Origin of the sequence: Gilliamella sp. B3817 (assembly GCF_026536705.1) — a bacterium.
Classification (GTDB): Bacteria; Pseudomonadota; Gammaproteobacteria; order Enterobacterales; family Orbaceae; genus Gilliamella; species Gilliamella apicola_I.
On record NZ_JAFNNV010000002.1, the window covers coordinates 337729 to 350871 of the forward strand.

Genomic DNA, 13143 nt, shown 5'->3' on the forward strand with positions numbered 1-13143 from the left:
ATAACCGTTTTATCAATTTATAAGTGTTAATTTAAGTCACGATCAATCATTCATTAATCGTGATTTTTTTTGATGAGTTTTTGCAAACTAAAAATTGTGTTGAATTATCAATACGTCCATTAACAATCACTGAACATAATTTACTCAATGCATGAATCTTCTATGCTATATTCATCTATTCCTCCACTTCAATTTTTGACTCGCTTTTCACATTAATAATAACGATGCCTAGCGACAAAAGTGGGGGAAGTTATCATGTATTTAGCAGGAGGTGTTGTATGTCCTATTTGAAAAATCTGTTCATTAAGTATTGCTGTTTTGCTTTGTTTTTATTGGTATCTCAGCAAGTGCTTGCTGTTGAAACTCATCAACTAAAATTAGAAGCAGGTGCAGTTGCTTCACCGGATAATTATGGTGCTATGGCAGCGAAGGAAATACTTGAAAAAGGTGGAAATGCAGCCGATGCCGCCGTGGCTACTGCATTTACCCTTGCCGTGACCTATCCTGAGGCTGGCAATATTGGCGGTGGTGGATTTATGACACTTTGGATGGATGGAAAACCTTATTTTATCGATTATCGTGAAGTTGCCCCCCATAATGCCTATAAAACCATGTTTTTAGATAGTAATAATGAAGTGAGCCCTGGTTTAAGTCTTTATTCTCATCAAGCTTCTGGTGTACCGGGTACGGTTGCCGGTATGTGGGCTGTTCATCAACGCTTTGGTCAATTAACCTGGCAAGAAGTGATGGCGCCAGCAATCCGCCTTGCTAATGAGGGTTTTATTGTCCCACCGCAACTTATTGAACGTTATCAAGAAGCGGTTGTGACTGCGCCAAACAACGGTTATTTTAAGCAATATTTTGGTAATATGAAAACCAATAAACTATTTAAACAACCTGAATTAGGTAACGTCTTAAATAAAATAGCGCAGTTTGGTCGTGACGGATTTTATAAAGGGGAAACAGCCAAACTGATCGCCCAACAAATGAAAAACAATAATGGTTTTATTACTGAATGTGATTTAGCAAATTATCAGATTAAATGGCGTGATCCTTTGATTGCCAATTGGCATGATATGCAAATCATAACCGCTCCTCCACCAAGTTCAGGTGGTATTGGATTAATCCAACTATTATTAATGAAGCAAACATTAGCAGACAAGTTTAAAGATGTGAAACCCAATTCTGCGCAATATATCCATTTATTAGCAGAAATTGAAAAACGTGTTTTTGCTGATCGCGCCGAATACATGGGCGATCCTGATTTTATCAGTGTCCCCGTTGCAAAACTTATCGATCAACAATATTTAGTTGAACGTGCCAAACAAGTTAATCCTATTGCGATTTCGAAAACTGAGCAAGTGAAACCGGGTTTAGACTGGCAACATGAAAAGTTACAAACAACTCATTTTTCAATTGTTGATAAGTGGGGAAATGCAGTATCAAATACTTATACGTTAAATGGTTGGTTTGGTTCGGCTATTGTTGTCAAGGGTACAGGTATTTTACTTAATAATGAAATGGATGATTTTAGTAGCAAGCCCGGTATTGCCAATCAATTCGGTGTGGTCGGTAATGATGCAAATGCCATCGAACCCAATAAACGTCCATTGTCATCAATGTCTCCAACCCTATTTATCAAAAATAATAATGTAGAAATGGTGATAGGTACCCCTGGTGGTTCGCGCATCTTCACATCTATTTTTCAAGTCGTGGCTAATGTTTATGATAATAAGATGTCATTAAAAGATGCAGTGGATGCGGTACGTTATCACCACCAATTATTGCCGAACAATGTGATTTTTGTTGAGCGGTTTCAAACAACTGTACCGAATTTGTTTAAAAAAGAGTTAGAAAACATGGGGTATCGCTTCGTGCAACAAGATTTTAGCGGAGATATTCAAGTGATTAAAATTCATAATAATAAACCAGAAGCCGTGTCAGATATTCGTGGTAGAGGTCAAGCGATTATCGTCAATTAAAGGATAAATTTAAGATTACATAAAGAATCAATGTGTTGGGTAAATTGTGCTATCAATAATTAGGATTACACCTAGATTTTTTCTAGATAAGTATGGTAAACAGTAAATAAAAAACCCGTCTCATTGACGGGCTTTTTATCGCGATTTGAAGATAATTATTCTGCAATAATTTCAACAATAACTTTAGCAAAAACTTCGCTGTGTACTTGGAATAACACTTCAAACTCACCTGTGTTACGTAATACACCATTTGGTAAGCGAACTTCGCTTTTTGATACTTCAATACCACGAGCTTTAACCGCATCAGCGATATCACGTGTACCGATAGAACCAAATAAACGACCTTCATCACCAGCTTTAGAAGTAATAGTCACTTTACCAAGTGCATTAATTTCAGCAACGCGCTCTTCAGCGGCTTTTAATGTCTCAGCAAGTTTTGCTTCTAATTCAGCACGACGCGCTTCAAAGAATTCGATATTCTTTTTAGTCGCAGGTACTGCTTTACCTTGTGGAATCAAAAAGTTACGCGCATAACCCGCTTTAACATTAACTTGATCACCTAAGCTGCCTAAATTAGCAACTTTATCGAGTAGAATAATTTGCATTATATGTTCCCTCTGTTGCTAATTACTGATGGTTGTCAGTATATGGTAATAATGCCAAGTAACGAGCGCGTTTGATAGCGCGAGCTAATTGACGTTGATATTTTGCGCTAGTACCAGTAATACGACTTGGTACGATTTTACCACTTTCAGTGATATAGCTTTTTAATAAAGAAACATCTTTATAATCAATTTCTTTAACGCCTTCTGCAGTAAAACGGCAGAATTTGCGACGACGGAAATAACGTGCCATTTGGCTATTCTCCTAATAGTTTAATTTGGTCAGCATGTAACACAAGTTGACTTGTTTGATTACGTTTAGTGTGTGTACTAATAAAGCCACTCACTAATACTTTGCTGCCTTTTTTTATGTAACTTAACTCTTGTTGTCCGCTGGCAATAACGGGCATTATACACCATGCTTGCCTTGTGAGTTCTGCTTCAATTTGTTCAGAAACATGTTCTAGATAAAATTGGCAGTGTGACACTCCACTTGGACTGATTTTTCTTATCGGGGTCTTGGTAACAATACCCGATAACACCAAACGATTATTCTTCGGAATCATCGTCCATGTTTACTTCGCTAAAATCTTCTTCAGCGTTACGACGCTCATCTTTAGCTTTTAACATTGGTGAAGTTTCAGTTACAGCATGTTTAGTACGCATAATTAAACTGCGAATGACTGCATCATTGAAACGGAAGTTATCTTCAAGCTCGTTAACAGCTTCTTGAGTCGCTTCAACATTCATTAACACATAATGTGCTTTGTGCAGTTTTTCGATAGGATAGGCTAATTGACGACGACCCCAATCTTCTAAACGATGAATTTTTCCACCGTCAGTCGTTAATGTACCAGTATAACGTTCGATCATACCCGGTACTTGTTCACTTTGATCTGGGTGAACCATAAAAACAATTTCGTAATGACGCATTATCGCTCCCTACGGATTAATCAGCTTTCTGTCGGGGCAACCGCAACCCATTGAAAGCAAGGAACATGAAAATTTGGCGGTTGAAATCGACGGGGCATTATATATCAACTGACCATAATTGACAAATGAATATGTTAAGTTTAATAAATTTTTGTGCCAGACTAATACTGATGATAATTGTTTGATAACAATAAATTTAAGGAATACTTCACGCAAATTCTTAAATAATTCTTGATAAGTCTAATCATATTTTCATTCTTGGCTTTCTTTACCAATTAAAAAGGTCACCCTTTGGTGACCTGAACATAGAAAACATTTTATGTTGTAATCTTATTTTGCCGCTTTTACGGCTAAGCCTAACTGCCATACTGCCATTGCATAATAGCTACTGTGATTATAACGGGTAATGACATAAAAATTAGGTAATCCATACCAGTATTGATAACGATTCCCCATATCAAGCCTTAACAAGCTAACCTGTTTATTGCCATCTAATGTGCTTTGTGGTTTCAATCCTGCTTTGGCCAATCTTTCGATCGAATATTTGGTACTAAACCCTGTTTCAAGCGATAATGCCTGTCCATCGGCTTTTACAGCCACTTTTTTCCCTTTTTGCCAACCATAGGCTTTAAAATAGTTGGCAACGCTGCCAATTGCATCTACGGGATCCCACAAATCAACATGACCGTCATGATTAAAATCCACCGCATGATTTCTAAATGCTGATGGCATAAATTGACCGTACCCCATTGCCCCAGCAAATGATCCATTTAAATCAAAAGGATCAACACCTTCATCTCGACACATAATTAAGTAATCTTCTAACTCTTTAGCAAAATAGGCCGAGCGTCTTGGGTAATAAAAAGCAAGTGTCGAGAGTGCGTCAATAATTTTTGTTTTTCCCATGACTCTACCCCACCCTGTTTCAACACCAATAATACCGACAATAATTTCAGGTGGAACACCATACTCTTTATAAGCTCGCGCTAACTCTTTTTCATATTTATGCCAGAACTCTACTCCTCTTGGCAGATTGCTAGGCGTGATAAATTTATTTTTATAGCGGATCCAAGCACCATTAGGGCCAGTCGAAGGTCCCGACTGTGGTGCTTGTTTGTCCATTAAATTTATAACCCAATCAAGTTTTGTGGTTTGTGCTAGTACTTCTCGAAGTTGTTCCCGATCAAAGCCATGTTTATTGACCATTTTATCGATAAACTTTTCTTGTTCAATAGCCAATGGCGCATCGTTGACAATGACAAGATCATGCTCTTTTTCAAGATAAACACCACCCGATACATTTGATTGACCTCGATGTTGTTGCATCGGCGATGTCGTCGAGTTGTTACTTTGGCAAGCAACAAGTAACCATACCATACTGAATAAAATGACAATACGTTGCATAACCCATCCACATTTAAAGAGTTAAATAATAAACAGCATAATAATGTATTTCATGCTATTCAACAATGTTTTGACAAGGTTGCCCTTGAGAAATCTGCTTGATATTGGTTAATGTGGTTTCGGAGATATTCAATAAGGCTTCTTGCGTTAGAAAAGCTTGATGCCCTGTAAAAATCACATTATGACACGATGATAATCGACGGAACACGTCATCTAAAATAACATCATTCGATTTATCTTCAAAAAAGAGGTCTCGTTCATTTTCATAAACATCCATTCCTAATGCGCCAATTTTGGTTTGCTTTAAGGCATCGATTGCGGCTGTCGCATCAAGTAATCCACCACGACTGGTGTTAATAATCATGACGCCATTTTTCATTTTTTTAAATGAATCTTTATTAAGTAGATGATAGTTTTCAGGGCTCATTGGACAGTGAAGCGTAATCACATCGGATTTTGCATAGAGTTCATCAAGTTGGACATATTGCGCACCTAATTCGACTGCAATATCATTTGGAAAAGGATCATAAGCTAAAATATTCATACCAAAACCTTTTAGGATTCGGATCACTGCTTGTCCAATTTTACCAGTACCAATCACGCCTGCGGTACGATTATGCATGTTAAATCCAGTTAAGCCATCAAGGGCAAAATTCGCATCGCGAGTCCGTTGGTAGGCTTTGTGAGTACGTCGATTAAGCGTCATCATGAGTGCAACGGCATGTTCGGCTACTGCTTCAGGTGAGTAAGCTGGTACACGAACAACCGTAATGCCTAATTTTTTGGCTTCAGCAATGTCAACATTATCAAATCCGGCACACCGTAACGCTAAGATTTTTACCCCACAATGCGCAAGTTTTTGTAAAACGGTTTTATCAACTTCATCATTAACAAATACACAAACGGCATCATAACCTTGTGCTGTGACTGCTGTTTTATGACTGAGTTTATGATCATAATATTCGATATTAAAACCAAATTTTTTATTGGCAATCTCTAAATGTTCTTTGTCATAGTGTTTACTACTGAAAACCGCAATTTTGATTGAATGTTTCATTTTTTTGCACCTCTGTTCATGGTGATTAACGCATGTTTGGTTGTCTCTGTTTTTTATAGTTTTATTGAAACTATACAGACATTGTAAACCTAAATAAAATAATTTCAGCCAAATACCAAAATGAATGAATTGTTTGCTTTGACCTTAGTGATTATTTTGACAATGATATGTTATGATAGCACTTTGCTAAAAAACTAACCAATAATGTTAAATAATGAATAAGAAATTAACTGGTACATTTTTAAATAGAAAAATGTTGCTTTGTGTTTATACAGGCTTTTGTTCTGGATTACCATTTTTCTTTATAATTCAATTAATTCCGGCTTGGTTAAAAGTTGGTGGTGTCGATATTAAAACAATTGGCGCTTTTACACTAACACAAATACCGTATTTATTAAAATTTCTTTGGGCACCATTATTAGATCGTATTTCACCTTTTTCGCTTGGATATCGCAAAGGATGGTTGCTTTTAACACAATTAAGCTTATTGTTCATCATACCTATATATGGTTTTCTGACACCGAAAAACAATATTGATATCATTGTGTTCCTTAGTTTACTGACTGCATTTATTTCAGCAACACAAGATGTTGCTATCGATGCATATCGAAGAGAAATTTTAAGTGATAATGAACTTGGTAACGGAAATAGCATACATATTAACGTTTATCGAATTGCTGGATTTATTCCTGGTGGTTTATCTCTAATTCTTGCTGATTATTTATCTTGGATTGAAGTTTTTGCTTTCACTGCAGCTTTCATTGTTCCAATGCTAGTTATTACAATGATGTTAAAGGAACCAATGCATAATAATTACATTCCATCGGATAAATCCGTTTTCGTGCAATCCATAATTGAATTTATTAAGCGTATATCGTTCCCAAAAGTTTTATTTGTATTATCTTTTGTGGCTCTGTACAAACTCGGGGACAGTCTTGCAACATCTTTAGCGACACCTTTCTATTTGGATATGAAGTTTGAAATGAGGCATATTGGTACTATAGCTAAAAATGCTGTCGTATGGCCTAGCCTTTTGGGGGCATTAATTGGTGGTGTATTTATATCAAAATTTGGATTGAATCGTTCGTTATGGATATCTGGTTTTGTTCAGATGTTTTCAATTTTAGGTTTTGTTTATTTATCTTGTGAAGGCCCCTTTCAATCAATAACCTATAAACAATTAATTATGTTGGGGATTGTAATCAGTTGCGAATCAATAGGAGTGGGTATGGGTGCAACAGCATTGGTTACCTATATTTCTAAAAATACAAGCCCACTATTCACAGCAACCCAATTTGCTTTATTAACAGGTTTTTCAGCTATACCGAGAACATTAATCAATTCTATGTCTGGCTTTTTAACCTCTTATTTAGGCTGGACTAATTTTTTTTGGTTGTGCTTTTTTCTTGCTATACCAGGAATGTTATTACTTTTTGTAGTTGCGCCATGGAATAAAAAAACTTAGGAGAGAATATGGATCAATTAACTCAAGCATTAAATTTTCGGCATGCATGTAAAAAGTTTGATGACACGAAAAAAATCGCTCAGGCTGATATGGAATACATTTTAGAAGCGGGTCGATTATCACCGTCTTCTTTTGGTATTGAGCCTTGGCATTTTGTCGTTGTGGATAATGATAAAATCAAAACGGAATTACGTGCTGCTTGTTACAATCAAGAACAGGTAACTAGTTGTTCACATTTTGTCATTGTGCTTTATCGTAAAGCCAATAATTTTACATTACAAAGTGAGTATTTGCGTCGTACCGTCGCCCGTGGATTACCGAATGCTAATGATCAAACTGCAATCGATACGGCAAGTCAATATTTCATCAATTTTTATGAGCATGGTTTAGCAAATGGATTAACCGTTAATCATTGGTCAGAAATGCAAGATTATCTTGCTTGTGCCAATATGCTAACAGCGGCAGCGTATCGAAGTATTGATTCGTGTGCTATTGGGGGATTTGAATACGACAAAATTGTGCAAATACTTGAAAAATATATGCCGCAATTTAGTGCTGAATCTTATGGTATTGGACTTGGTTTAGCGTTTGGTTATCGATTAAAAGAGCCAACAGCAAAAATTCGCTGGCCTCTAAAAGATCTTACAACGTATTTATAAAATTAAAAAAAACTTCCGTGCCTAATGGCGACGGAAGGAACAAAATGAAAAAAACAACACCGAATTTATTTAACCGATTGGTATAAGGTTTCGGCATCTGTTGATGCCGAATCCATAATAAACACCACGCCAGATAAAATATTGCCAATTTGTGGATCGGTAATATTTTGTTGTAATGACGTTAATATTTCTTGCGCCCAATTGATTTTTCGTAGTACGGCTTCTACGTTTTCTTTTGAAGGATTATTCACTTTCATTTCCCTCCATCTTGCTAGGATTTCATCTTTAAAAATAATGAATAATAGTTATCAAAATAAGTAACAGGTTTTGAATAAGAAAAAAACACATTTTAAAGGCAAAAAAGATAAAAATAAAACAAATGTTGTTTTAAAAAACTTAAATTCAATTAAAAAAACCGAAAAGAAAAAGATAATCGCATTTTAACCAATTAAATAAATATATTGTGTCTACCTATCGCTACAATAATCAATTTTTTTGCCAGAATGAGATTGATAATGATAGACTTGTGAGCCAGAAATATCGTTAATATCAATTGGTAGACTGTTTGTTGGCTGTCAGTAATTAAAAAATTTTCTGCACGAAAATTGACAATAAGATGCCAGAACAAAAATGAGTAAGGATTTTAAAGATGAAGACTAAACATGTACGTTTGTTAATACTGGGTTCTGGTCCAGCTGGATATACCGCAGCGGTGTATGCCGCACGTGCTAACCTTTCCCCTACCTTAATTACCGGATTACAGCAAGGCGGACAGCTTACCACTACAACAGAACTCGAAAATTGGCCAGCAGGTGCACCTGATTTAACAGGCCCTGAATTAATGGTCAAAATGCGAGAACATGCCGAACGATTTAATACAGAGATTATTTTCGATCAAATTGATCGTGTCGATTTTAGCAGTAAGCCTTATAAGCTTTATGGCAGTGAAACAGAATATCATTGTGATGCATTGATTATTGCAACGGGTGCGTCTGCCCAATATCTAGGCTTGCCTTCTGAAGAAGCTTTTAAAAGTAAAGGGGTATCAGCTTGTGCGACTTGTGATGGATTTTTCTATCGTAATCAGAAAGTGGCTGTCGTCGGTGGCGGTAATACAGCTGTCGAAGAAGCACTTTACTTAGCTAACATTGCAAGTGAAGTTCACTTAATTCATCGTCGTGATACCTTTAGAGCAGAAAAAATATTAATGAATAGATTGCACGAAAAGGTACAACAGGGAAAAGTGATTTTACATACTCATCGCATTGTTGATGAAATTTTGGGCGACAATATGGGCGTAACGAGTGTAAGACTACTCAGTACACAAGATCCGAATATCAGTGAAGAAGTCGCTGTTATGGGCGTTTTTATCGCCATAGGTCATAAACCAAATACCGAGATTTTCGAAGGACAACTTGAGTTAAAAAATGGTTATATCAAAGTCAAATCCGGTACTGAAGGGCGAGCAACACAAACCAGTGTCGAAGGAATTTTTGCAGCAGGCGATGTGATGGATCACATTTATCGGCAAGCCATTACTTCGGCAGGTACGGGTTGTATGGCGGCATTGGATGCAGAACACTATTTAGACAATTTAAAATAGAAAAATATTGATATTCATGTCATTAGATAAACAACGTCAAACTTATTTATTAAATTGGCTAAAGCAGCATGCAAAAGGATATCAATCTGACTTGCGTGCCTCGACTTTAACCGGCTTTTTGTTAACCATTTTTGTGATCTTTCAAGCGGCTTTGTTAGCGACGATCTTACAAAAGTTAATTATTGAGCAACACAGATTTTTTGACATTTTGCCTTATTTTGGTTGTTTGGTTATTGTGTTTCTTGTCCGCGCTGGTTTACTTTATTTACGAGAGAAAATTAATTTTATTTTAGGCAAAAAAGTTAGAAAACAGATTCGTCATCAATTAATCAATCAGCTTGAAAAATTGGGCCCTGCCTATCTAAATCGAAGCACCACCGGTGCATGGAGTACATTAATTATTGAACAAGTTGATAATCTCCAAGATTTTTTTGCCCGCTATTTACCGCAAATGCGTTTAGTGAGTATGGTACCTATTTTAATTTGTATCGCAATTTTCCCTTTTAATTGGGCAGCAGCACTTATTTTACTCGCTACAGCCCCATTAATTCCGATTTTTATGATTTTAGTGGGTATGGGTGCTGCGGATATTAATCGTCGCCACTTTAAAGCATTGAGTTATCTAAGCGGTCATTTTTTAGATCGATTAAAAGGTCTAAATACCATTCGGCTGTTTAATCAAGGCGAAAAACAAGCTCAAGAGATTAAGCGTGCATCCGAAGATTTTCGCGTTAAAACGATGCAAGTTTTAAAAGTCGCTTTTTTGTCTTCTGCCGTTTTAGAGTTTTTCACCTCGATTTCAATCGCCATTGTGGCGGTATATTTTGGATTTTCTTATTTAGGCGAGTTTGATTTTGGTTCTTATAATGGCACAGTCACGCTTTTCGCTGGTTTTTTTGCGTTAATTTTGGCGCCAGAATTTTTTCAGCCTTTACGTGATTTAGGCACTTACTATCATGCGAAAGCCGAAGCTATTGCTGCCGCTGATAATATTGAATCTTTTTTAAATGATGAAAATTCATCAATAAATGCTGAACATCAAGTAAAATCGATTCCCTTTAATGAACCATTAAAATCTATTGAAGCAGATAACTTAATCGTGTTATCCAATGAGCGACATCCTATTGTTGGCCCTTTATCATTTTCGCTAAAGGCGCCTTTTAAATTAGCATTAATAGGAACCAGTGGCGAGGGGAAAAGTTCGTTAATGCAAGTTTTACTTGGTTTTTTGCCTTATCAAGGTTCATTAAAAATCAATGGGATTGAGTTTAATCAGTTAAATATCACTGATTGGCAAAAACAAGTCAGTTGGATTGGTCAACATCCCTATCTTTTAAATAGTTCTGTACGAGATAATATTTTACTTGGTAATCCGCTTGCCAGTAATGAAGAACTTCAAGCTGTCATTTGTAAAGCACAGCTTATTGACGTTGTAGCTAAACTGCCTGAAGGATTAGATACCCTTATTGGCGAAGATGCTATCCGGTTATCGATTGGACAAGCACAGCGCGTGGCTTTAGCCAGAGCGATGCTAAAGCCTTGCCAATTATTGATTTTAGATGAACCTACAGCAAGCTTAGATCAAGAAACAATTAATCATTTAGAGCGACATAATATTGCCCCTAATACGATTACAATTACCCATCAGTCGGACGATATGCAGTACGCAGATCAAGTTTGGCAACTGGCTCATGGTCAATTAAATTGTAACGTTAAGGAGATCACATGCTAGCAATTTTGCGTCCATACATTGCTCTGTATAAACACTATTTTTGGCAAATCTTAATTGGATTATCTTTATCGATTCTCACCCTGTTTGCAAGTGTGTTTTTGCTCTCTTTATCTGGCTGGTTTTTAGCGTCAACCGCTTTTGTGGGGGTAGCTGGTTTGTATTCTTTCAATTATATGCTTCCTGCTGCTGGGGTTCGGGCAGCAGCGATTACCCGAACGGCAGCACGCTATATGGAGCGTTTAGTTGATCATAATACAACCTTCAAAATTCTTGCTTACTTAAGGACATTAGCTTTTCGCAAACTATTACCATTAAGTGCCAATCAATTAGCACAATATCAAAAAGCGGATCTGCTTAATCGATTTATTGTCGATATTGATGCGCTTGATCACCTTTATTTAAAACTTTTTTCACCCATTGTAACTGCATTGATAATGATCGCAATTTTATTTATCGGATTAAGTTACATTAATCTACCTATTGCGCTCATCATTACCATTATTCTCACGCTGACTTTGCTTACTGTACCTGTAATTTTTTATTATGCCGGTAAACAATTAGGCGAGACATTGGCAAAACAGCAAAGCGATTATCGTTCACAACTGATTAGCTATTTACAAGGACAAGCTGAACTCACTTTATTTAATGCCCAAGCAAAGTATCGTGATAAACTTGATGAACTTGAATCACAGTGGCTTAGTAATCAACAACGTCAATCAACGTTAATGGCGCTATCGAGTGCATTAATTTTATTAATCTCAGGTTTTTTAACACTGCTGGTATTATGGCTGATCACTCAATATACACTTTCGCCATTAGTTGCCTTATTTGTATTTGTTTGTCTTGCCAGTGCAGAAATTTTAATGCCCATTCCTAATGCCTTTATATTTTTAGGGCAAGTCATCGCATCGGCATCCCGTATAACGGCTATTTTTAGTCAAACTCCTGAAATTACCTTTGTGAAAGAAGGTAAAACACTTGATTTGACAATGGCTAAATTACACTTTGATAAAGTTAATTTTAGTTATCCAAATCAACCTTTTATCATATTAAAGGATTTTTCGTTAACGGTTGAATCTGGTGAGCATATTGGGTTGATTGGTAAAACCGGCTCTGGTAAATCAACACTGCTCAATCTGATTAATCGCATTTGGGAACTCAATTCGGGGTCAATCTATTTGAATGATACCCCTATTAACCAGTTGGATGAAAAAACACTTCGCCAAGCTATTGCTGTCGTTCCGCAAGTTATTACCATTTTTAGCGATACGTTACGGCAAAATTTGCTGATTGGTAATGAGCAGGCTACCGATCAGCAATTGATAGATGTTTTACATCAAGTTGAGCTGGATAAATTACTTATCACGGAAAAAGGTCTCGATTTACTTATTGGGCAAGGTGGGCGTGCGTTATCGGGTGGTGAAATTCGCCGTATTGGGATTGCTCGAGCATTACTGCATCATTCACCCTTGATTTTAATGGATGAACCGACCGAAAGCTTGGATCAACAAACGGAACAGCAGATCATTAAACTTATCCAACAATCCTGTAAAGGTAAAACTTTACTTATGGTAACACATCGTTTAATTGATAATCCGTTATTTGATCGAGTAATTTCGCTCTAACTTAGCGTGTAACATAGTGTTATTATTTATATGTTTTTTAGGATAAATTTTTAGAGAACGTACATTTTGTGACTGTTTAAC

At 36.5% G+C, this 13143-nt stretch carries 13 protein-coding genes; 6 read left to right on the top strand and 7 right to left on the bottom strand.

The annotated features are described in order from the left end of the window. The first annotated feature begins 278 nt into the window (after positions 1 to 278). Positions 279 to 1982 carry a gamma-glutamyltransferase gene (ggt, locus tag J3U36_RS04165; RefSeq protein ID WP_267378040.1) on the top strand — a complete coding sequence of 568 codons (1704 nt, stop codon included), beginning with the start codon at positions 279 to 281 and terminating at the stop codon, positions 1980 to 1982. A gap of 155 nt (positions 1983 to 2137) precedes the next feature. Here ggt and rplI read toward each other — a convergent pair whose 3' ends face one another. The 6 genes from rplI to J3U36_RS04195 form a co-directional block, all read right to left on the bottom strand. After that, positions 2138 to 2587, bottom strand: a complete 450-nt coding sequence (gene rplI, locus J3U36_RS04170; RefSeq protein ID WP_267378038.1) for a 50S ribosomal protein L9 — start codon at positions 2585 to 2587, stop codon at positions 2138 to 2140. Between the two features lie 22 nt (positions 2588 to 2609). Continuing rightward, the gene (gene rpsR / locus J3U36_RS04175) at positions 2610 to 2837 is read right to left on the bottom strand and encodes a 30S ribosomal protein S18 (protein ID WP_025314965.1); all 228 of its coding nucleotides are present in this window, start codon (positions 2835 to 2837) and stop codon (positions 2610 to 2612) included. A 4-nt stretch (positions 2838 to 2841) separates the two neighbouring features. Next, positions 2842 to 3147, bottom strand: a complete 306-nt coding sequence (gene priB, locus J3U36_RS04180) for a primosomal replication protein N (protein WP_411596968.1) — start codon at positions 3145 to 3147, stop codon at positions 2842 to 2844. After that, entirely contained in the window at positions 3134 to 3517 is a 384-nt protein-coding gene (rpsF, locus tag J3U36_RS04185; RefSeq protein ID WP_065559156.1) for a 30S ribosomal protein S6, read from the bottom strand. The genes priB and rpsF overlap by 14 nt, the downstream gene beginning before the upstream one ends. A gap of 330 nt (positions 3518 to 3847) precedes the next feature. Beyond that, positions 3848 to 4921, bottom strand: a complete 1074-nt coding sequence (gene mltB / locus J3U36_RS04190; protein ID WP_267378036.1) for a lytic murein transglycosylase B — start codon at positions 4919 to 4921, stop codon at positions 3848 to 3850. A gap of 55 nt (positions 4922 to 4976) precedes the next feature. Beyond that, a complete protein-coding gene (locus J3U36_RS04195) occupies positions 4977 to 5966 on the bottom strand; it encodes a 2-hydroxyacid dehydrogenase (RefSeq protein WP_267351759.1) in 990 nt (329 codons plus the stop codon). 226 nt (positions 5967 to 6192) lie between these two features. Between J3U36_RS04195 and J3U36_RS04200 the strand changes: the two genes are divergently transcribed. Then, the gene (locus J3U36_RS04200) at positions 6193 to 7443 is read left to right on the top strand and encodes an AmpG family muropeptide MFS transporter (RefSeq protein ID WP_220216675.1); all 1251 of its coding nucleotides are present in this window, start codon (positions 6193 to 6195) and stop codon (positions 7441 to 7443) included. Between the two features lie 8 nt (positions 7444 to 7451). Then, a complete protein-coding gene (locus J3U36_RS04205) occupies positions 7452 to 8102 on the top strand; it encodes an NAD(P)H-dependent oxidoreductase (RefSeq protein ID WP_267351560.1) in 651 nt (216 codons plus the stop codon). A 65-nt stretch (positions 8103 to 8167) separates the two neighbouring features. Here the strand turns inward: J3U36_RS04205 and J3U36_RS04210 are convergent, their stop codons facing one another. Further along, entirely contained in the window at positions 8168 to 8359 is a 192-nt protein-coding gene (locus J3U36_RS04210) for a hypothetical protein (RefSeq protein WP_267351562.1), read from the bottom strand. Between the two features lie 392 nt (positions 8360 to 8751). Between J3U36_RS04210 and trxB the strand changes: the two genes are divergently transcribed. From trxB to cydC, 3 genes are read left to right on the top strand one after another with little or no spacing between them, the layout of a single operon-like run. Further along, positions 8752 to 9705, top strand: a complete 954-nt coding sequence (trxB, locus tag J3U36_RS04215; RefSeq protein WP_267378033.1) for a thioredoxin-disulfide reductase — start codon at positions 8752 to 8754, stop codon at positions 9703 to 9705. 16 nt (positions 9706 to 9721) lie between these two features. Next, on the top strand, positions 9722 to 11437 hold the full coding sequence (gene cydD, locus J3U36_RS04220) for a heme ABC transporter permease/ATP-binding protein CydD (protein WP_267378032.1): 1716 nt from the start codon (positions 9722 to 9724) through the stop codon (positions 11435 to 11437). After that, a complete protein-coding gene (gene cydC, locus J3U36_RS04225) occupies positions 11431 to 13062 on the top strand; it encodes a heme ABC transporter ATP-binding protein/permease CydC (RefSeq protein ID WP_267378030.1) in 1632 nt (543 codons plus the stop codon). The genes cydD and cydC overlap by 7 nt, the downstream gene beginning before the upstream one ends. The last annotated feature ends 81 nt before the right edge of the window (positions 13063 to 13143 follow it).